We start from the raw sequence: 21,315 nt of genomic DNA, 5'->3' as shown, positions 1-21,315 counted from the left end.
GATGTCCTCGGCGCGTTTCCTGCACCTGCACAACCATTCGGAGTACAGCCTGCTCGACGGCGCATTCCGCGTGAAGGAGATCGTCGCCGCCGCGAAGGAGATGGGGATGCCCGCCGTCGCCCTCACGGACCACGGCAACCTCTTCGGGACGATTCCCTTCTACAACGAGGCCGTCGCCGCCGGGATCCGGCCGATCATCGGCATGGAGACCTACGTCGCCCAGCGGAAGATGACCGACCGCTCGCGCGAAGGAGGCCTGGGCCGAAACGACCACCTCGTCCTCCTCGTCAAGAACGAACGCGGATACCGGAACCTCATCGAACTCTCCTCCCTCGCCTTTCTCGAGGGTTTCTACTACAAGCCGCGGATCGATCTCGACACGCTCGAGCGCTTCAGCGAGGGGCTCGTCGCCCTCAGCGGGTGCATCCAGGGATCGATCCCGCGCCTCCTGCGCGCGGGAAAGACGGAGGAGGCGCGCGCTCTCGCCGCGCGGTTCGCGTCGATCTTCGCGCCGGGCGACTTCTACCTCGAGATCCAGAACCACGGCATCCGCGAGGAGCTCGAGACGATTCCGCTTCTCACCGCTCTCGCCGCCGAGACGGGGTTGCCCCTCGTGGCGACGAACGACTGCCACTACCGGCGCGCCGACGACCACGGCGCGCACGACGTGCTCCTCTGCATCCAGACGGGCAAGGACCTCGACGATCCCAACCGTTCGCTCCGATCCCATCCCGAGCTCTATTTCAAGAGCCAGGACGAGATGGCGGCGCTCTTTCCCGATCACCCCGAGGCCCTGGCGGCGACGCTGGAGATCGCCGACAAATGCGATTTCTCCTTCGGCGATTCTCCCCTGCTCCTGCCCGACTTCCCCATCCCCGAGCCCTTCGGGAGCTCCGACGACTATCTCGAGCACCTCGTGACGGCGGCACTCCCGGGGCGCTACCCCGACGTGACGGACGTGATCGCGGAGCGCGCCCGCTACGAGCTCGGCGTGATCTCGCGGATGAACTTCTCCGGCTATTTCCTCATCGTGTGGGACATCGTCAACGCGGCCCGCGAAAAGGGGATTCCCGTGGGGCCGGGGCGCGGTTCCGCCGCGGGGAGCCTCGTCACCTACGCCCTCGGGATCACCGCGATCGATCCGCTGGCGAACGGCCTCCTCTTCGAGCGGATGCTCAACCCGGAACGGGTCTCGATGCCCGATATCGACATCGATTTCTGCGACGAGCGGCGGCAGGAGGTGATCGAGTACGTCGTCGACAAGTACGGCAAGGAGAGCGTCTGCCAGATCATCACCTTCGGCCGGATGGCCGCGCGGGCCGTCGTCCGCGACGTCGGGCGCGTGCTCAAGGTGCCCTACGGCGAGGTCGACGCGCTCGCCAAGACGATCCCCGGCGGTCCCGGCGTGACCCTCGACAGGGCCCTCGAGACTGTCCCCGAGCTCCGGGAGCGCGTCGACGCGGATCCGCGGATCGGGCAGCTCGTCGATCTCTCGCGCCGCCTCGAGGGAATGGTTCGCCACGCGTCCACGCACGCCGCCGGGCTCGTCATCACGCCGGGCCGGCTTGTCGACTACGTTCCCCTCTTCCGCACGAACAAGGGCGAGGTGACGACCCAGTTCGAGATGAAGTTCCTCGAGGAGGTCGGCGTCCTCAAGATCGATATCCTCGGGCTGAAGACCCTTTCGCACATCGAGCGCACGATCGATCTCGTCGCCGAGCACGAGGGAACGGCGATCGACATGGACCGCATCCCCGTCGACGATCCCGAAACCTTCGAGCTTCTCCGTGAAGGGCGGACGGTGAGCGTCTTCCAGCTGGAAAGCGCCGGGATGCGCGATCTCCTGCGCAAGATCGGCCCGACGAACTTCGCCGACGTGACGGCCGTGAACGCCCTCTACCGCCCCGGGCCGCTCGGGAGCGACATGGTGAACGATTTCATCGAGTGCAAGCACGGCCGCAAGAAGATCCGTTACGAGCACCCGTCGCTCGAGCCGATCCTCCGCGAGACGTACGGCGTGATCCTCTACCAGGAGCAGGTGATGCGGATCGCGAGCGACCTCGCCGGCTTCTCGCTGGGGGAGGCGGATCTGCTCCGCCGGGCGATGGGGAAGAAGAAGAAGGAGGTGATGGAGAAGCAGCGCGTCAAGTTCATCGACGGCGCCGTCGAGCGGGGCATCCCGAAGAAGACGGCGCGGAAGATCTTCGATCTGATGGCCTTCTTCTCGGGATACGGATTCAACAAGTCCCACTCGGCCGCATACGCGATGGTGTCGATGCGGACGGCGTTCCTCAAGACCCATCACCCGGCGGCCTTCATGGCCGCCGCGATGACGAGCGACATGGGAGACACGAGCCGCCTCATCGTTCTTCTCGAGGAGTGCCGCCAGATGGGGCTCGTCGTCCGGCCGCCCGACGTCAACACGGGCGGCGTCGGCTTCGGCCTCGCCGACGGGGAGATCACCTACGGGCTCGCGGCGGTCAAGAACGTCGGCGTGGGAGCGGTGGCGGCGGTCGTGGCCGCGCGCGAGGAGGGCGGACCCTTCGCCGACATCTACGATCTCTGCGATCGCGTCGACCTGCGCCAGATCAACAGGCGGATGCTCGAGAACCTCGTGCAGGCCGGCGCTCTCGACTGCCTGCCCGGAACGAGGGCGCAGCTCTTCACCTCCCTCGAGACGATCCTCGCCCAGGCGCAGAAAAGGCAGAACGAGCGGGACCGCGGCCAGTTCTTCCTCGGTTTCTGCGAGGGTCCCGAGGGGATCGAGAACGCCTGCCTCGCGGACGTTTCCGACTGGGACGATTCGGAACGGCTCCACCGCGAGCGCGAATCCCTCGGATTCTACTTCTCCGGGCATCCGCTCGAGAAGTACCGTGAAATGCTCGGGCAGATCGTGAACGCGGACAGCCGGGAGATCGGCGGGATGGCGGACCGGACACCGATCGTGCTCGCCGGGCTCGTCGGCGAGGTGAAGACGATCCTCGATCGCAAGGGCAACCCGATGGCCTTCGTCACGCTCGAGGACATCCACGGCACGTGCGAGGTGATCGTTTTCGCGTCGAGCTACGAGACGTGCCGGCGCAAGCTCGCGGCCGACGAAACCGTCGTCGTGGCGGGGAAGGTGTCGGTGAAGGACGGAAAAGAGGGGAAGATCGTCGCCGACACGGTGTATACGATCGGGGAGGCCATGGCGTTCATCCCGAGGCGGGTGGCGCTCCACATCAGGTCGGACCGCTTCGGGGAAACGGAGCTGGCCGCGCTGCGGGAGACGGTGGCGCGCCACTACGGCGAGCGCGAGCTCGTCTTCCTCTGGCGGAAGAACGGACGGAGCCCGTATGTCGTCCACGCGCGGAACACCGGCGTGCAACCGGGCAGGGAACTCTACGAGGAACTGAAAGAGATCGCGGGGGTCGAAGATGTCGAATTCACGATGTAGCGCTGCGGCTGTTCTCCTGTCGTTTCTTCTCCTGTCGCCGGTTCCGGCCGCCGGCCAGTCCTTCGAGGAGATCTCGCTCGTTTCCTCGCCGACGGCGGGGATGCTGCCGCATGGCGCCTACCTGTTCCGCGGCTCGCTCGGCCCGGACAGCGGGCTGCTCTTCGGCGCCCAGGTCGGGTTCCGCGACCGGCTGATGGTCGGCGTCTCCTACGGCGTCCAGGAGTTCATCGGCCGCGGGGAGGTGCAAGCCAACGATATCCCGGGCTTCCAGCTCCGTCTGCGGATCGTCGAGGAGGGAATCCAGGGACCGGCGATCGCGGTGGGGATCGACACGCAGGGCGAGGACGGCTACATCGAGGACTGGGAGCGCTACGAGCGCAAGTCGAAGGGTTTCTATATCGCCTTCTCCAAGAACTATTCCCTGATCCGCGACTTCTCGATCCACGGCGGCGTCAACTACTCCCTCGAGGACGAGGACGAGGACGGCATCGATCTCTTCGCCGGCTTCGCCTTCGAACTGGCGCCGGGCTTCGTCATCCTCGGCGACTACGCCGCCGGACTGAACGACGACGACACGGAGGTCGCGACGAGACTGACCAGGGGGCGCGGCTACCTCGACGCCGGCGTCCGCTTCGACTACGGCGAGAACCTGCGCCTGAAGATCCTGTTCCGCGACCTTTCCGGCAACTACCTGCCCGAGAAGGGCGTGGCGCGCACCGTCGAGATATTCTGGCTCGACTACTTCTGATCACGGGGGACGACATGCCGCCGCACGACACGAAGATCCTCGATTTCGAGCGCCCCCTGGCCGATCTCGAAAAGCGGATCGCCGATCTCGAACGGGACGGGTACGACGCCGGCTCCGACGAGCTGCGGCGCCTCCGCGCCCGGCTCGCCGCGCTCGAGAAGAAGATCTTCGGCGATCTCTCTCCGTGGGAGCAGGTGCTGCTCGCCCGGCACCCGCTCCGTCCCACGACCCGGGGGATGATCGCGATGATCTGCGACGAGTTCCGCGAGCTGCACGGCGACCGCCTCTTCGGCGACGACGCCGCCGTCATCGCCGGTCTTTCCAGGATCGGCGATCGGCGTGTCGTCGTCGTCGGCCATGAGAAGGGGCGGGGGACGCGCGACCGGCTGAAGCGGAACTTCGGCATGGCGAGCCCCGAGGGGTTCCGCAAGGCCCTCCGCGTGATGCGCATGGCCGAGAAGTTCGGACTGCCCATCCTCTCGATCGTCGACACGCCCGGCGCCTATCCGGGCGTCGGCGCCGAGGAGCGCGGGCAGCCGCGCGCGATTGCCGACAACCTCGAGAGCCTCTTCGGCATCCGGACGCCGATCGTCGTCGTCATACTCGGCGAGGGAGGGAGCGGGGGAGCGCTGGCCCTGGCGATCGGCGACCGCATCCTGATGCTCGAGCACGCGATCTACTCGGTCATCTCCCCGGAGGGGTGCGCGGCGATCCTCTGGAAGAGCCGCGAGAAGGCTCCCGAGGCCGCCGCGTCGCTGCGCCTGACCTCGCGAGACTGTTTCGATCTCGGCGTCGTCGACCGGATCATCGGGGAGGCACACGGCGCGGCGCACCGCGATCCGGAGGCGACAGCCGCGGCCGTCCGCGGGGCGGTCCTCGAGGAGTTCGACCTCCTCGACGAGCTGCCCCCCGGCGCCCTGCTCAGGAGCCGCGAGGAGAAGTTCGATTCGATGGGTTCCTTCGAGGCGGAATAGGGCGGGGCGGCGGGCGGCGAGGGCTTTTGCCTTGACCGGCGCTCGCCGGTTCGCGTATACTTACGGTGCCAGCTTGGACAAGGTGAATACAGCGAAAAGGGGTCCCTGACGGGAGCGGTCTTCGTATGCCCGATCGGTCAGGGATTTTTCTGTAGGGGGAGGAGCGAGAATGGACAAGGAACTGCTCGATATCCTGGCCTGCCCGAAGTGCAAGGAGAAGGTCTCCCTGGACGCCGGTGGCGCCTGGCTCGTCTGCGAGGCGTGCCGGTTGCGCTATCCCGTCGAGGAGGATATTCCCATCATGCTCGTCGATCGGGCCGAGCCGCTCGACGGCTGAACGTCCTTTTCCAAAAGAGGTGACTGAGCGTGTGCGTGTTCACCCATGTCGCAGCCGGGGCCCTGGCGGGGGCGCTCGTGCCGTGGGCCTGGTTGGCCCCGGTCGCCGGGCTGGGAAGCCACGTCGCGCTCGACGTCGTGCCGCACTACGACCTCAGGAGCATGACGCTCGAGATCCTGCTCGCCGTCGGGGTCTTCGCCGTGATGCTGTTTCTCGGCCTCCGCAGCCCGGCGATCGTCCTCGGCGCGATCTTCGGCGCGGCTCCCGACATGGAGAACATGTTGTGGAAGCTCGGGAAGATCGACGAAAGCAGGAAGATCTTTCCCGGTCACACGGGTCGTATCGGGCACGGCCGGCCGGCGGGGCCGTCCTCGCTCGTGCTGCAGGCCGTCGGCACGGTCGCCGTCGTCGCGATCCTCGCGGGGGGTATCCTTTGAGACGTTTCCTTTTCGCGGTCCTGCTGATCCTGGCCTCGCGCCCGGTCTCCGCCGACGGTTGCCGCGTCCTGTCGTGGGACGCGGGAAGCGTGACGGTGGAGCTGACCTCCCCGGCGCCGACGATCGGTCCAGGCGGAGCGGAGGGAAGCGTCGTTTTACTCGACGGCTTCACCGCACGGATGATCGAGGGGCGTTTCCTCCTTCCGCAACGACTGCTTCTCTTCGAGGTGCCAGCCGAGGACGGCCTGCGCATCGAAACGATCGACGCCGACGTCGTTCCCCTCGACGGTCCGCCGCCCCGGGTATTCCGGCGGCGGGACGCGGGCGGGACGGCGCCGGCGGCGCAGGCCGGAAACGACGCGTTCGTCTCCCTCGAGACGACCGGCCGCTACCGTACCCGGCCCATGACCGTCCTCTCCTGGATGCCGGTCGTATGGGACGCAGAGGCGGCCGGCTACCGACACGCCGTCCGGATCGTGGCGCGCCTCTCATTCCCACCGGCGAGCGCAGGGGAGGGGAAAAGCGTTCCGCGTCCGCGGGACGCGGCGATCGTGAACGCCGCCCAGGCGGCCGGCTGGCGCGACGAGCCGCGCCGGACGCTCGCCGCGCCGGGCGATCCCTTCTCCTTCGCGCGGACAGACAACTGGATCAGGCTCCGCGTGAGCGAACCGGGCCTCTACATCGTCACCTACAACGCCCTGCTCGCCGCGGGGATCGACCCGCGCCAGATCGACGCCTCGACGATCCGGCTCTTCTCCGCGGGCCCGCTGCAGCAGCCCCGCCTGACCGGCCTGGACGGGAGCGACCGCCCCGGCTGGGACCTGACCGAGCACCGGATCCGCGTCAAGGGATCCTCCTTCTGGGAGGGGGACTCGATCCTCTTCTGGGCGGTCGGCGCCTCGGGCTGGAAAGACTACCTCGATCCCGCCGCCGACGCCATGGAGCGGTACGAGCACGCCTACGAGACGCGGAACGTCTACTGGCTCGCCTGGGGCGGCTCATTCCCCGGCGAACCGAGGCGGATGGAGAGCCGATCCGTCTCCCCGACGGGAGGCGGAACCGACATCGACCGGTACGTCGAGCGGATCCACGTCGAGACGGATCTCCTCTACTCGCCGATGGAGACGGATGACCGCTGGTACTGGCAGCTTCTGGCGAAGGACGGCACCTCGCTCTTCAACAGCACCTTCGTTCTGAGCGATCCCGCCGACGCCAACGGCACGCTCCGCACCGTGCGTTACGGTCCCTACACCTTCTCGAATCTCGGCGACGCCGTCTGCAGCGTCAACCTCCAGACGGCCGGCACGCTCAGGTGGCAAATCGACGACGTCACCTACAAGCCCGTCCCGGACACGCTCACGGCGGCCCTGACCAACCTCCGCGCCGGCGGCAACGTGTTCACCATCTCGAAGCAGATCCCGGACGCGATGTACGTGCTGTGGTACGACATCCACTACAACCGTCTGCTCCGCGCGGCCTCCGGCCGGCTCGACTTCATCGCCCCGGCCGGAAGCGGCACGGGACGGTTCCATCTCGACGGCTTCGGATCGGAGCGGCCGCTGCTCGTCGACGTGAGCGATCATCGCTCCCCCGCCATGCTGGACGGCTGGACGCATGAGGGCGGCAAGGTCCTCTTCGAGGATCCGCTCGGCACGGTTCCCGCGCATTACGCGGCGGCGACCGCCGCGGCCCTGCGCCGGCCGGTCATCGAGGTGGCGGGAACCCCGTTCGCGCCCATCCCCTCGCTCCGGGACGAGGGGGACGGACCGCACATGGTCATCGTCTACAACGGGCGCTTCCGCGCGGCCGCCGAGATCCTCAGGGCGCACCGGGCCTCCACGCTTCCCGGCGTCGCCGCGCCGCGCGTGCGCGCCGTCGACGTCCAGCACGTCTACGACAACTTCTCCGGCGGGCTCAAGGATCCGCTCGCCGTCCGGAACTACATGAAATTCCTCTACGACGCGTACCGCGAGGGGGACGAGCCGGTCGTCCGTTTCCTCCTCATCGTCGGCAACGGCACCTACGATCCGAAAAATCATCTCGGTCGCGGCAACGACCTCGTCCCCTTCTACGTCAACACGGGCTACGCGGGGGAGAGCGAGGCGATCGAGGAGGACGATTATCTCGTCAAGCTCGACGACGGCGTCGATCTCTTCGCCGACCTCGGCGTCGGGCGCCTCACCTGCCTCGAAGAAGGCGAGGCGCGGCGCTGGGCCATGCGGATCGTCGACTACGAGGCGAACGGGGAGACGGGCCCCTGGCGCAACCGCGTGGTGCTCGTCGCCGACGACGAGTACTCGACCAATCCCTGGGACAACGATTTCTATTTCATGAACGACGCGGAGGTTCTCGCCGACCGCGAGGTGGGTGTTTTCCCGCGTTTCGTCGACTTCAGCAAGATCTATCTCCATCACTACCCGTTCGACGGCGACATCAAGCCGGCGGCGACGAGCGACCTGCTCGGGCGGTGGAACGAGGGAGCGCTGATCATCAACTTCGCCGGCCACGGCTCGTACCTCCAGATGACCGACGAGCGTGTGATGCTCAAGAGCGACGTCTTCTCGCTCACCAACGGGGCGCGCCGCCCCCTGTACCTCGCCTTCTCCTGCTCGGTCGGGGACCTCGATTCCCCCTACCACCGGAGCATGGCGCAGGAGATGGTTTCCTTCGACGCGGGGGGGGCGATCGGGACGATCGCCGGCGTCGCGCCCACCTACGGAAACTGCAACTCCGCGCTCAACTTCGCCTTCCACGGGATGCTCTTCCCGGAGCGCGACACGACGGCGGTCCTGCCCGTGGGCACGGCGCTGCAACTCGCCAAGATGTCGACGAGCGTTCTCGCCTATCCGGCCAACAACGCGAAATACGAGCTCCTCGGCGATCCCGCCATGACGCTGGCCCTGCCGCGGCGGGTCGTCGCCCTCGACGTCGCCGCCGTCGATACGATGGAGACGGGAAGGCGCTACCGCGTCCAGGGAGCGGTCACCGACGGCGGGGCGGTGCTCGGCTCGTGGAACGGCGAGGTCGACATCGTCGTCCAGGAGGCCGAGGAGCGGATCGACCGGATCGTCGAGCGCAAGGGGATCATGTATCCCGTCAAGTACGACCTTCCCGGCGGCGAATTCTTCCACGGCTCGGTCGACGTCGAAAACGGCCGGTTCGCCGTGGAGTACACCGTCCCGATCCGGTGTCGTACCGGTTCCTGCGCCCGCGTCCGCGCGTACACGGTCGGCGACGGGTCGGACGCCGCGGGCGCGGCGGACACGCTCGACATCGTCACGGCCGCGTCGCCCCCGGTCAACGAGTCGCCGCCGTCGCTCAGGATGTTCTTCGCCGGACAGGCCGACAAGGTGAAGCAGGGGGCGCTCCTCGTCGCCGATATCGAGGACGGGGACGGGATCGCCACGCTCGGCGTCGACCCGCAGAGCTCGATCCTGCTCGAGTTCGACCGGGACGGCTTTCCGATCTACGTCACGGAATATTTCTCGTACGATCACGGCTCGTCGACCGCCGGCAGCGTGGAGTACCCGCTCGGCCCGGGCTTCGAACCCGGACCGCATTCTGTGGTCATGCGCGCATTCGACAATCTCGGAGCGGCGGCGAGCGACACCCTCGACTTCGAGATCGTCGAGGAGGGCATCTACGCCGTGACCGACGTCTTCAATTTCCCGAATCCGTTCACCGACGGCACGAACTTCGTCTTCCAGCTGAGCAGCGCCGCTGACGTGCGGCTCGTCGTCTACACGCTGTCGGGCGTGAGCATCTGGGAGCGGCGGGAGACCGCCGGGGAGGGGTTCAACGGCATCTACTGGGACGGACGGGACGCCGCGGGCGACCGCCCGGCCAACGGAACGTATCTGTATCTGCTCGAGGTGGCCTTCAGGGATTCGTTCAACAGGACGGAGACCGTGACGGGGAAGGTGGTACTGTTGAGGTAACCAGTTGTCGCGAAGAGGGATGACGCGTCCTTCGAGCCTCGGTCCGCGTGTGTAAACCGCTTGACCGGACGCGGCACAGATTATTATCATTCATGTAGATACCGTATCTTCAGAGGAAGGGAATCATGGTGAAGACGTTGAGATTCGCAATCGCATCGTTGATCCTGCTCACCCTGTCGGCGACCGCCGCGTTCGCGCAGGGCGAAGCCGGCGCAAGCAGCCTGATCATCCCGCCGAGCGCCCGCGCGAACGGGATGGGTCAGAGCTTCGTGGCCATCGCCGACGACGCGACCGCGATCTGGTGGAACCCCGCCGGGATCGCCTTCGTCGACAGAGCGGTCGATCTCATGCACACGCAGCTCGTTCCCGACCTCGCCTCCGACGTGTTCTTCGACTACATCGGCGGCGTGTACAGTCTCGAAGGGATCGGGACGATCGGCGCCGCCCTCCTCTACCTGACCTACGGCGACTACGAAGTGACGCGGCTCGACCCGAACCCGGTGGGCACCGCCTCGGCCTGGGAGGTCGCTCCGACCTTGAGCGGCGCGGTGAAGATCTTCGACACGATCGGGATCGGCATGAACGTGAAGTACGTCTATGTCTCGCTCGCCCCCGACTGGGCGACCATTGAGGGGCAGGAGGGGAAGGGACACTCGGTCGCCATCGACTTCGGCGCCCTGTGGAAGATCCCCGATTTCAGCGTCGGCGGCTTCATGGTGCGGAACCTGAACCTGGGATTCGCCGTCACGAATCTCGGTCCCTCGATCACCTACGTGGATAGCGACCAGGCGGCCGATCTGCCCCGGAACATGCGGCTCGGATTCGCCTACACGCCCGTCGCCAACGAGTTCGGCACGTTGACCGTCGCGGCCGACTACAACCGGCCGATGGTCGAGTTCGAACGGTCGAGCACCTATCACGCCGGCGCCGAGTTCGTCTACGCGCAGCTCTTCGCAGCGCGCGGCGGGTACATCCACGACAAGGACGGCGACATCAAGGACGCGACCTACGGGCTCGGATTCATCCTCAACAAGCGGGTGCGTTTCGACTGGTCGACCGTTCCGCAGTCGTCCGACCTGGGCAGGGTGCATCGCTGGTCGCTCGGAGTCACGTTCTGACCCCCTGGGAAAGGCTACAGCCGATCGTGGCAGCGATCCGTTTCAAAAGGACAGCCGCCGCCGGCCTGGTCGTGTCGGTCGCATTGCTCGCGGCGGCGGGAACGGCCTCGGCCGGAGAGCCGGAGGCGCGGGTGCTGAGACGGACGGCGAGCGGCCATCTCGTTCCGACGGGGCGAACGGCCACCCGGCCGACGAAGCCGAACTGGCGCCGCGTCCTCGTCGAGGGCGACCGGCTCTCGCGCGGACCGCTCCCGCGCCCCTTCGGCGAGCGGCCCCTTCTCGGCGCGGCCGCCGCGGCAACCGGGGGGACGGTCCGGGCGATCCTCATCCGCGTCGATTTCCTCACCGACCGCCTCGACCAGCTCTCCTCGCTGTCGACGGGCGGCGGCTTCGATCTCGCGGCGGGCGGAACGAGCCTCGTCGATCCGACGCCGCACGACCGCGCCTACTTCGACGCGCACATGGAGGCGCTCGCCACCTACTACCGGCTGCAGTCCTGCGGGGCGGTCGAGATCGAGTGGATCGTCTGGCCGCCGGAGAACGACGCCGCCTGCCACCTCGGGGACATCGCGGACTACGGACCGGGTGAGGGGGGCGACTGGAAGACGGAGAGCCTCGTCTGCTTCTTCCGCGACGCGGTCACCGCCTGCGACGCCGACCTCGCCTCTCGCGGCTATCCCGAGCGGATCGGCGACTTCGACGCGATCGTCGTCGCGCACGCCGGGCCGAACCTGCAGACCGACGTGAACTACGACACGCCGAACGACATACCCTCCTTCTACGCGCGTCTCGGCGACGAGGACATCTTCACCGTCGATGGCGGCGCGACGACGGTCCGCTACGGCTCGGTCATTCCCGAAACGGCGAACCAGGACGGCTATCTCAGCGGGATCGCGGCCGTGCTCGCCCACGAGTTCGGCCACCAGCTCGGGCTGCCCGACCTCTACAACGTCCAGACGAACGCCCCGACCGTCGGCATCTGGGACAACATGGACAGCGGCGGGATGCTGGGCGTCTACGTCTGCGACGAGACGGGGGAGAACTGCGCCTACGCCGAGGGCCTCGTCCCCGGCGGCCTCTCCGCGTGGTCGCGCACGTATCTCGGCTGGACGACGGTCGACACCGTCGCGACCTTCGCCGAGGGGATCGCCCTGACGGCGGTCGAGCGTTGTCCGGCGCGGGTCGTCCGCGTGGAGGCGGGGGAGGACGAATACTTCCTCGTGGAAAACCGGGCGGCCGAGACGGACGGCCTGCCCACCTATTTCGTCGCGGACGGGGAGACGGGTGTCATCCTCGGAACGGGCAACTGCCTGAACTGCGACGATCCTGGGGCGGAGATACTCGAGTGGGAGCTGGTCAACGGCTACGACATCCTTTTGCCGACCGAGTCGGACTACCCCGGGCCGGACGGGGGGCCCGGACTGCTCGTCTGGCACGTCGACGACCGCCTGATCGCCGAGCGGTGGGAGACCAACACGGTCAACACCCTCTACCCGTACGGCGTGAGCCTCGTCGAGGCGAACGGCGTCGTCGATCTCGGCGATCCCTACTCGTGGTTCGGTCTCGGCTGGTTCGACGACGCCTTCTACGAGGGGAACGCGACGGCGATGGGCGATTCGATCCTGCCCCCCTCGTGGAGCAACCTCCTCGTGCCGAGCGGCGTCTTCCTCGAGAACGTCTCGGCCCGCGACACGCTGATGACCTTCGATGTCGGCGTGCCGGCGCTGCGACGCGTCGATCGCATCCTGCCGTCGGGAAGGTTCTCTCCCGCGGCCGACGGCGTGCTCCTCGTTCCCGGCGGTGAGGCCCTGCTGCTCGACGAGGCGGGAGACCTCCGGATCGCCGGGCTGGACGAGCCGGTTTTCTCCCTCGGCGCCGGCGCGAACGGGCCGATCGCGTGGATCGACGATCCCGATGCGGACGGCGGCGTGATCCTCGCCGGAACGGCCGGCGGCGACCTGTGGCTCGTCGACGACCGGGATTTCGATCCCCTCGCCGGCTGGCCGGTTTCCTCCGGCGTCGCACTCGCCGCGCCGCCGGTGCTCGTGTCGACCGCCGCCGGCATCGTCGCGGCGGTGACCACCGCCGACGGCGTGCTCCACTGTCTCGACGCGGGCGGCGGCGAGATCGCCGGATCGCCGATCGATCTGGGCGGCTTCGGCACGAGGCCCGTCGGCAACATCGCGGCGGCGGTCGATTCCCTCGGCCGCACGGACGCGCTCTTCGTCCTCGCCGCCGACGAGGCGAACACGTGGGTCGGCCGCTGGGAGATCGTCGTGGAATCGGTCGGCGGCGCCTCGACGCCCCGTCTCGACGGCGCCGGGGACGGCTCGTACGGGTATCCCGTCCCCCTGAGCCGAACGGAGGTCGAGGGAGAGGTCGCCCTCGTCGGCGGCGACGTCGACCCCGCGGCGCCGGGAGCCGAGATCTGGGTTGTCGCGATGACGACGGGACGACTCTTTCTCCTCGGCCGCGACGGCATCCTCGCCTCGCGGGACCGCGAGAAGCGCATCGCCGCCCGGCCGGCACTCCACGACCTCGACGGCGACGGCTGGCTCGACCTGGTCTACCCCGACGGGCGCGATCTCTGCGCAGTCACGGCCTCCGGCGCCAACCTCACCGGCTGGCCCCGGCGTCCCGCCGACGAATACTACGTGCGCGGCGACGAGACGATCGTGACGTCTCCCGTCGTGCTGGCGACGGCGCACGGCCCGATCGTCGCCGCGGGGAGCGAACTCGGTGCGCTCTATCTCTTCGACGGCGCCGGCCGGCTTCTCCGCGGCTGGCCGCGACGGATCGCGGCCAGCTTCCCGAACGGCGTCGATCTCGTGCCGGACGCCGGCGGCGAGACGCTCGTCGCCGCGCTCGACCTGCGCGACCGCGCCGCGGCCGAACCGGCCTTCCCGGCGATGACGGGCGGGTGCAGCTTCCGCTGGCGGGCGCTTCCCGCCGTCGCACTGTCCGGGTCATGGACGGGGGCGTGGGGCGGGCCGCAACGGACGGCCTTCGCCCAACCCTCCGCCGGTGGCGCCGCGGGCGCCGACGAGTGGCTCGCGCTCGATCGGACCCTCGTCGTCTATCCCAATCCATCGACGGGCGAGGCCGTACGGTTCCACTTCCCGGCGCCGGCGACGGGCGAGGCGCGGCTCGAGATCATGACGCTCACCGGCGAACTCGTGTTCGGCCTCTCGCGCGTCGTGGGGGGCGGAGAGGCGGAATTCGTCGTCGATCTCTCCGGCAAGGCGTCGGGCGTGTATCTCTGCCGGCTCGTCGTGACGGCCGGCGGGCGCCGGACGCAGGCGACGAGGACCTTCGCGATCGTACACTGAGGGCAACGGAAAGGAACGGATGAAGACACGAATTGCGGTTGCGCTTCTCACCCTGGCTTTGGGCGCGTCCCCGGTTCTCGCCGGACGTGTCGCCACGAAATCGGTTTTCGAGACGGAGCGCGGCACGCGCGGCATCGAGACCCGGCTCGCGGGCGAGGCGCTTCGTATGGGCGGCACGCGGCTCGCGTCGCCCGAGGTGTCCATCACCGAGCTGAACATGCGGCGCAATCCCGCCGTTCCCTCGGGGGGATCAACGCGCCGGCGCGTCGCGATCTCGGTCCTCGCCTCGGCCGTCCTTCCCGGTCTCGGGGAACTCTACCTCTACCTCGACTCGCGCGACCCGTGGACGCTGGCCCGCGTGCCCCTCTTCATGGCATTCGACGCGTACAACTGGTACATGTACCGGGACAACCACGACACGGGCAAGGACATCAAGCGCGAGTACATGGCGTTCGCCGACGCCCACTGGAGCGAGGCGCGCTTCCTCGAGCAGCATCCCTGCTGCGTCGGCTACGGGGGATGCGAGAGCTGGGAGTGGTACAACGAGTGGTGCTCCGACCAGGGATCGGACTACTTCCTCTACATGCCGAAGAGCCAGGACGTCGAGGAGTACTACGAGAACCTCGGCAAGTACGACCCGTTCGTCTACGGGTGGGACGACTGGGCGACGTGGTCGGTCGAGCAGCCGGGGAACTTCTGGACGCCCAACCGGACCCGGTACGTCTCCCTGAGGCAGGAGAGCAACAAGTACCTGGGCAGGGCCGACGACAATATCATGTACCTGATCGTGAACCGCGTCGTCTCGATGGTCGACGCTGGATGGATCGCCTACCGGATGGGATCCGGCGGACCGGTCGAGCGCGCCGGGTGGGATCTCGATCTCGATCCCGGCCCGGAGAAGACCGCCGTCTCGCTCGTCTACCGATTCTAGGGAGAGAGGCCGTGAAACAGACCCTCATCGCGTGCATGCTGGTGTTCTTCGCCGTCGACGCCGCCGCGGCGCCGGGCGTCCGAAGCGTTTTCGACAGCGCCCCCGCGGGCGCCCCGGCCCTCGTCATCGCATCGGAATCCCCTCCGGGCGTCGGCGTCGCCGCGGACGCGCTCGCCGAATGGAGCGCCGCCGGCGACGCGGTGACCGGGGCGTATTCGCCGGCGAAGATCGGGCTCGCCTCGTTCCTGCTCCCCGGCCTCGGCCAGCAGCGCCTCGGGCACACCGTCCGATCGCGCGTCTACTTCGCGCTCGAGGGGGCGGCCTGGGTCGCGATCGGCTCCTTCCTCTGGCAGGGCTACGCCCGCGAGGAGGCATACCGGGACTACGCGGTCGCCTTCGCCAACATCGCCTCCGCCGACCTGGACGACGACTACTACAAGATGATCGCCGGCTACCGGAGCAGCGACGGCCCGGGCGGATACAACGAGTACATCCGCCGGGAGGCGCGGGATCTCTATCCCACGGACGCCGAGGCGATGGAGAACTACTACGAGGCGAACGCGATCGTCGGCGACCAGAGCTGGCGCTGGGAGAACGAGACGGCGTTCGACCGCTACCGCGACCTGCGCGACGGCAGCCGTTCCTCGTACCGCCGGGCTCTCTACGCAGGCGTCTTCGCCGCGATGCTGCGCGTCGTCTCGACGGTCGATGCCGTGCGCCTCGCGCAGGGCGCGAACGCGGAGCCCGCCCTCTCGCTCGAGCTCGATCATCGAGGGGGGCTCTTCATGCTCGCCTGTCGACGATCGTTCTGATTTCTTCTGACCCCGGCGGAGGGATGTGTCGCATGGGTGCGTGCTTCCGCATCGCGCTCCTCGCGGCGGCGCTCGCCGCCGCCTCGCCGGCCGTCGCCGCAGGCGCGGGGGGCTACGCCGAAACGGGCCGTTCCATCGGCTCGGGGATCCTTCGCGAGGCGCTCGCCCTCGCCGTCGACGAGCGGGGCCATCTCTTCGCCGCCGACGCGATGACCGGAAAGGTCTTCCGGTTCGACACGGCCGGCGCCGTCGTCGAGTTCGAGCGCCCCGCCGGCTCGTCGGCCGCGTTCCCGATCGACATCGCCGCCTTCGGCCCCTTCGTCTACGTCCTCGACTACGACGCGGCCCGCGTGCTCCGGTACGATTACAAGGGGGCCTACCTCGACGTCCTCCTCACCTTCGATCCCGACCGTCACCGCCCGGTCTCGATCGACGAGGGCGGGGGAGGGCGGCTCGTGACCACCGACATCGAGATGCATGACGTCACGGTCTGGTCGCCCCTGCTCGACGTCGAGCTCTCCTTCGGCGAGTACGGCTGGGTGCCGGGGCGTTTCGACCGTCCCGTTGGCGCCGTTCTTCTCGACGACGGCGGCATCGCCGTTCTCGACGCCGGCAACCGGCGGGTCCAGCTCTTTTCGCCTGCGGGCGGCTGGACGGCCACGGTCGTGCCCGCGGGGGGGGGATTCGTCTCCCCGCGGTCGATCGCCGCCGGGCCGGGGGGCGAGCTCTTCGTCGCCGACCCGGGGGCCGGCGCGGTCTTCTTGTTCGACGGCGACGGCCTGGCCGCCGGTCGCATCGACAGCTGGAACGGAACGCCGATCGAGCCGGCCGCCGCGGCGACTGGCCGGCGCGGGAGGCTCTACGTCTCCGACCTGGCCTCGCGATCGATCCTCGTATACCGCCGCACCTCTTCCCGGTAGCACGTCATGCGTCTTCCACGCACATCCGCCGCCGCGATCCTCCTCGTCATCTGCGCGGCGGCGACGGCGAGGGCGGGGGGCACGTGGCGGCGCGACATCGACCCGGAGCGCGACCTCCCCCTTCGCCGCGAGATCGTCGTCGGTCCCGGGGGGCGCGTCGATCTCGGCGCGGCGTTCATCGTGCCGGGGAGCGATTCCCTCGTCCTCGACGGGCGAACGCTCGTCCGGGGCGAGGAGTACCGCATCAACCACCTCCGCGGCACGGTGATCCTCGTCGAACCGGTGGAGGCGGGAGGGAGGCTGACGGCCTGGTTCTCGCGGTATCCCTTCCCGTACGGGCCGGTGTTCGCCGCGCGGTTCCCGTCGGGGGAGACGGGGATCCCGGCGCGGGCGGTGACCCTCGCCGCGACGGCGCCGGAACGCGAGACCTCGCGCCACCGCCTCCGGGTCTCCGGAAGCAAGACGGTCGGCTTCGACGTCGGTTCGGGGAAGGGGCTCGGGATCGACCAGAGCCTTCGCGTCTCGGTCTCGGGACGGATCGCGAAGGATCTCGAGGTCGAGGCGTTCCTCACCGACGACGATCTCCCCGTCCAGCCCGAGGGTAACACCGAGGAGCTCAAGCACCTCGACCGGGTGACGATCGCCGTCCGGAGCCGGCACGCCACCGTCAGGCTCGGCGACTTCACCGACGGGCTCGACTGGTCTCGCTTCTCCTCGTACGACCGGGAGCTGCGCGGGGCGCACGCCGTCGTCGCCGCGGAGGCCGCGAGCGTCTACGCCGGCGGCGGGATCACGAAGGGCCGTTTCGAGACGACGAGCTTCCGGGGCCGCGAGGGGGTACAGGGACCCTACGAGCTGCTCTCGGCCCGTCGCTTCAACGGCGTGATCATCCTCCCCGGCACCGAGCGTGTCTGGCTCGACGGCCGGGAGCTCCGCCGGGGGAGCGAGAACGACTACACGATCGACTACAACCGCGGCACGGTCACCTTCACCGAGAAGGTGACGGTCACCGCCGACGCGGAGATCGTCATCGACTACCAGACCGGCGAGGACGAGTACGAGCGGACGACGATCACCGCCGGCGCCGCGGCGGCGACGCGGGATTCCTCCCTCGTCCTGCGCGCGGCCCTCTTCCGCGAGTCGGACGACGGGGAGAAGCCCGTGCGCGGCGGGCTCGACGACGACGAGCGCGCCGTGCTCGCCGCGGCGGGGGACGACGAGACGCTCGCCGTCGCCGACGGCGTGACGCCGGTCGAGCCGGGCACGGGCGACTACGTGCTTTTGCCCGCGGACTCGCTGCCGTCCCGTTACGTCTGGATTGGGACGGGCGGGGACGTCCGCCTCGCCTTCTACGAGGTGGCCGCGGGTGAGGGCGATTACCGGACGGACGGGTTCACCCCGCGCGGCGAGATCCGGTACGCGTGGGCGGGCGCGGGGGAGGGCAACTACCGGATCGGGCGTCCGTTGCCCCTGCCCGAACGCCGCGAGGTCGTCGTCATCGGCGCGTCCGCGAGGCGCGGGCGTCTCTTCGCCGGCATCGAGGGCGACGTGAGCCGCCGCGACCGGAATATCCTCTCCTCTCTCGGCGACGAGGACAATACGGGGGGGGCCCTCTTCGCCGAGGGGGGGATCAGCCGGGCGCCCCTGGGGCCGGGACGCCTGACGCTGCGAGGCGAGTTCTCATCCCTCGAGTCGCGGTTCGTCTCCCCCGACAAGCCGCGCGAGGGGTACTTCTACCGTCTCTGGAATCTCGAGGACGCGCCCCTCGCCGGACGCGAGCGGATCGGCGGCGGATTCGTCCGGTACGAGGGGATCCGCGACTGGCTTCTCGCGGGAAGCTGGCAGCGGCTGTCCCGTGAGGGGGGGCTGACCGCGCGCCGCGCGGACGCGGAGGTGTCGGCGGGGAAGGCGCGGGAGAGGGGATTCCGCCTCCTCTTCCACGATTCGCGCACGGGCGGCGGGCGGGATCGCCGTTTCGCGTCGGGGGAGGGCGCGCTCGGTTTCGGGTGGATCGTGCCCCGCATCGCCGTCGAGAGCGAGCGCTACCGCGCGTTCTCCGTGTCCGTCCCCGACACGGGGCGATTCTACGTCGAGGGAGTCGTCGCCGTCGCCGCGCGGGGCGCCGGGCCCTTCAGGGGCGAGCTCTCCTGGACGCGCCGCGTCACCGACGGGCTCGAGGAGGAGGAAACCGGCTGGTTCCGCGACCGCGAGAACGACGATATCCGTTTCGACGGCGGATGGAGCGCGGGACGCCGCATCGTCGACCTCACCGTGTCGAGGCGCCGGACGCGCGCCGAGCGATCGGGGGCGGAGAGCTGGAACGACCTCGCGCGCGTCCGCTGGCGGGACGCGTGGACGGCCGCCGGCCTGGTGAGCGACATCGGGTACCGCATCACCTCGGGTGAGGAACGCCGGATCGAGAAGGCCGTCGTCTTCGTCGGCGAGAACCAGGGGGACTACGACGTCGAGGGGCGCGAGGTCGGGCAGAAGCGCGGCGACTACATGGTCCTCTACCTTCCCGGCGAGGGGCGGGAAGCGGTGCGCTCGGTGGAGTTCACCTGGCGGACGAGCATCGGCTCCGGCGTGCGCGGCCTGCGGGGCGCCGGTGCGGGCGAGGGATTCGTGGCCCGCATCCGCCGGAACGTCTCGCTCGACGCCGTTCTCTCGGTGCTCGAGCGGTCTCGGACAGACGATCTCCGCGGGCTCTACCTCCTGTCGCCGGAGACCCTGCAGCGAGACGACGCCACCCTCTACGGCTCCGTCCGGCTCCGGCAGGAGTGGAGCTTTCTCGACGGCGTGAAGAGGTGGAACCTCAAGCTGTTGTGGACGCGCGAGGACGAGGAGGACAACCGGACCGAGGGGGTCAACGCCGAGCGGTTCCTGCGCGACGTCCGTCTCCGGGTCGAGACGGTGCCGCGCCCCGCCTTCACCGTCGGCGCCGACATCGCGACGAAGCTCAGCGAGCGTTCCTCGCCCGCGGCGGGCGACGGCGACTACCGGGTCGAGAGCCTCCTCGCCTCGTCGACGGCGTCGTGGATGGCGCGTCCCTCGACGAGGCTCTCGATGGAGCTGGGCTGGGAACGCCGCCGCGACGAGGTCTCCCTCGCCGAGCAGGATTCGTGGAGCGGCGCCCCCTCCTTCAATGCGGTGATCGGGAGCCGGACGAGCCTGCAGGCGCTTTTGCGCTTCACCTGGACGGCGTCGGCGGCGGAAGCCGGCAAGCCGCTCTTCTTCCTCGAGGACGGGCTCCGGGAGGACTGGAACGTCATCGGCCAGTACCGGATCTCGCGCAACGTCTCTTTCGGCCTCAACTACAACGGGCGGCGGGAAAAGGATTACACGGGGGAGGTGAAGACGGTCCATGCGCTCAAGATGGAAAGCCGCGCTTACTTCTAGTCTCGTGCTCTTTCTCGCGGTCGCCGCGGAGGGCGAAACGATCCGCCGCGTCGAATGGCGCGGCGCGTCGGCGGTCTCCCCGGGCGAGATCGCCCGCCTGAACCCGATCGCGGCAGGGCGGCCCTTCTCGGACTCCCTCGTGGCCGCGGGGCTGCATCGGGCCGATTCCCTCTTCTTCGTCCGGGGATTCCTCTCCGTCCGCTACGACGTCGACACGCTCCGCGCCGGGTCCGGCGTCGACGTGACGATCGTCGTCCGCGAGGGGGCTCCGGCCGTCCTCGGCGAGCTGTCGCTCAGCGGGACGGGGGCGATCTCCCGCGAGGCGGCCCTCGCCGCCCTGGGACTGCGCGGGGGCGACCGGTTCGAGGCGTCTCTCCTCGGCGACGGGATGCGGCGATTGCTCTCGCGCTACACCGACGGGGGGTTCCCGTGGGCGCAGGTCTGGCTCACCGGATTCTCGCACGACGAGGAGCGGAACGCCGTCGACCTCTCCTTCTCCGTCTTCGAGGGGGAGCCCTCGACGGTGGCGGCCGTCCTCTTCGAGGGGATCGCGCGCACCGACACGGCCGTCGCCTTGCGCGTCTCGCGGCTCCGCGCCGGCGAGCCCTACCAGGAGGCGGCCGTCGCGTTGGCGCGGCGGCGGCTCATTTCCTCGAAACTCTTCGCCGGGGTCGGCGAGCCGGAGGTGCGGCGCCGGGGCGGGGGAGCGGTCGAGATCGCGCTGCCCGTCGTCGAGGTCGAGCGGGCCAACGCCTTCCAGGGCGCCTTCGGCTTCTCGCAGAAGGAGAACGGCGATTATCGCCTGAACGGCTCCGCGATGCTCGACCTTCGCAACATCGCCGGCACGGGGCGCGACGCGCAATTCGACTGGCTGAACGACGGCGAGGACTATTCGCGGATCGACATCGCCTACCTCGAGCCCTTCCTCTTCGGATCGCG

The 21,315-nt window shown here is 69.0% G+C and carries 13 protein-coding genes; all 13 read left to right on the top strand.

The window, feature by feature from the left end; all coding sequences use genetic code 11:
- The first annotated feature begins 1 nt into the window (after position 1).
- Positions 2 to 3,436 (top strand): DNA polymerase III subunit alpha, encoded by a 3,435-nt coding sequence (gene dnaE / locus JW876_12215; protein ID MBN1886272.1) that lies wholly within the window; start codon positions 2 to 4, stop codon positions 3,434 to 3,436.
- On the top strand, positions 3,417 to 4,184 hold the full coding sequence (locus tag JW876_12210) for a hypothetical protein (GenBank protein MBN1886271.1): 768 nt from the start codon (positions 3,417 to 3,419) through the stop codon (positions 4,182 to 4,184). The genes dnaE and JW876_12210 overlap by 20 nt, the downstream gene beginning before the upstream one ends.
- A gap of 14 nt (positions 4,185 to 4,198) precedes the next feature.
- Entirely contained in the window at positions 4,199 to 5,158 is a 960-nt protein-coding gene (locus tag JW876_12205) for an acetyl-CoA carboxylase carboxyltransferase subunit alpha (protein MBN1886270.1), read from the top strand.
- A gap of 169 nt (positions 5,159 to 5,327) precedes the next feature.
- Positions 5,328 to 5,495 carry a Trm112 family protein gene (locus JW876_12200; protein MBN1886269.1) on the top strand — a complete coding sequence of 56 codons (168 nt, stop codon included), beginning with the start codon at positions 5,328 to 5,330 and terminating at the stop codon, positions 5,493 to 5,495.
- A gap of 29 nt (positions 5,496 to 5,524) precedes the next feature.
- Complete coding sequence (locus JW876_12195; GenBank protein MBN1886268.1) at positions 5,525 to 5,932, top strand: hypothetical protein; 408 nt, start codon at positions 5,525 to 5,527, stop codon at positions 5,930 to 5,932.
- A complete protein-coding gene (locus JW876_12190) occupies positions 5,929 to 9,870 on the top strand; it encodes a hypothetical protein (GenBank protein MBN1886267.1) in 3,942 nt (1,313 codons plus the stop codon). Before JW876_12195 ends, JW876_12190 begins: the two co-directional genes overlap by 4 nt.
- Positions 9,871 to 9,995: 125 nt before the next feature.
- Entirely contained in the window at positions 9,996 to 10,988 is a 993-nt protein-coding gene (locus JW876_12185) for a PorV/PorQ family protein (protein MBN1886266.1), read from the top strand.
- Positions 10,989 to 11,014: 26 nt separating this feature from the next.
- Entirely contained in the window at positions 11,015 to 14,317 is a 3,303-nt protein-coding gene (locus tag JW876_12180; GenBank protein ID MBN1886265.1) for an immune inhibitor A, read from the top strand.
- 19 nt (positions 14,318 to 14,336) lie between these two features.
- Complete coding sequence (locus JW876_12175) at positions 14,337 to 15,248, top strand: hypothetical protein (GenBank protein ID MBN1886264.1); 912 nt, start codon at positions 14,337 to 14,339, stop codon at positions 15,246 to 15,248.
- An 11-nt stretch (positions 15,249 to 15,259) separates the two neighbouring features.
- Positions 15,260 to 16,060, top strand: coding sequence for a hypothetical protein (locus tag JW876_12170; protein MBN1886263.1), 801 nt, complete (start codon positions 15,260 to 15,262; stop codon positions 16,058 to 16,060).
- Between the two features lie 32 nt (positions 16,061 to 16,092).
- A complete protein-coding gene (locus JW876_12165; GenBank protein ID MBN1886262.1) occupies positions 16,093 to 16,980 on the top strand; it encodes an NHL repeat-containing protein in 888 nt (295 codons plus the stop codon).
- 6 nt (positions 16,981 to 16,986) lie between these two features.
- Complete coding sequence (locus JW876_12160; GenBank protein MBN1886261.1) at positions 16,987 to 20,376, top strand: hypothetical protein; 3,390 nt, start codon at positions 16,987 to 16,989, stop codon at positions 20,374 to 20,376.
- The coding region (locus JW876_12155; GenBank protein ID MBN1886260.1) for a hypothetical protein at positions 20,342 to 21,315 on the top strand (974 nt) is incomplete at its 3' end. The genes JW876_12160 and JW876_12155, both read left to right, overlap by 35 nt.

Source organism: Candidatus Krumholzibacteriota bacterium (assembly GCA_016931295.1).
GTDB lineage: Bacteria > Krumholzibacteriota > Krumholzibacteriia > Krumholzibacteriales > Krumholzibacteriaceae > JAFGEZ01.
This window is presented reverse-complemented; position numbering and strand designations above follow the sequence as displayed.

Excerpts from the sequence above, each read along its gene's own strand:
- JW876_12200 (MBN1886269.1), top strand. The coding sequence starts at position 5,328 with ATGGACAAGGAACTGCTCGATATCCTGGCCTGCCCGAAGTGCAAGGAG.
- JW876_12205 (MBN1886270.1), top strand. The coding sequence starts at position 4,199 with ATGCCGCCGCACGACACGAAGATCCTCGATTTCGAGCGCCCCCTGGCC.
- JW876_12210 (MBN1886271.1), top strand. The coding sequence starts at position 3,417 with ATGTCGAATTCACGATGTAGCGCTGCGGCTGTTCTCCTGTCGTTTCTT.
- JW876_12185 (MBN1886266.1), top strand. The coding sequence starts at position 9,996 with ATGGTGAAGACGTTGAGATTCGCAATCGCATCGTTGATCCTGCTCACC.
- dnaE (MBN1886272.1), top strand. The coding sequence starts at position 2 with ATGTCCTCGGCGCGTTTCCTGCACCTGCACAACCATTCGGAGTACAGC.
- JW876_12160 (MBN1886261.1), top strand. The coding sequence starts at position 16,987 with ATGCGTCTTCCACGCACATCCGCCGCCGCGATCCTCCTCGTCATCTGC.
- JW876_12175 (MBN1886264.1), top strand. The coding sequence starts at position 14,337 with ATGAAGACACGAATTGCGGTTGCGCTTCTCACCCTGGCTTTGGGCGCG.
- JW876_12165 (MBN1886262.1), top strand. The coding sequence starts at position 16,093 with ATGGGTGCGTGCTTCCGCATCGCGCTCCTCGCGGCGGCGCTCGCCGCC.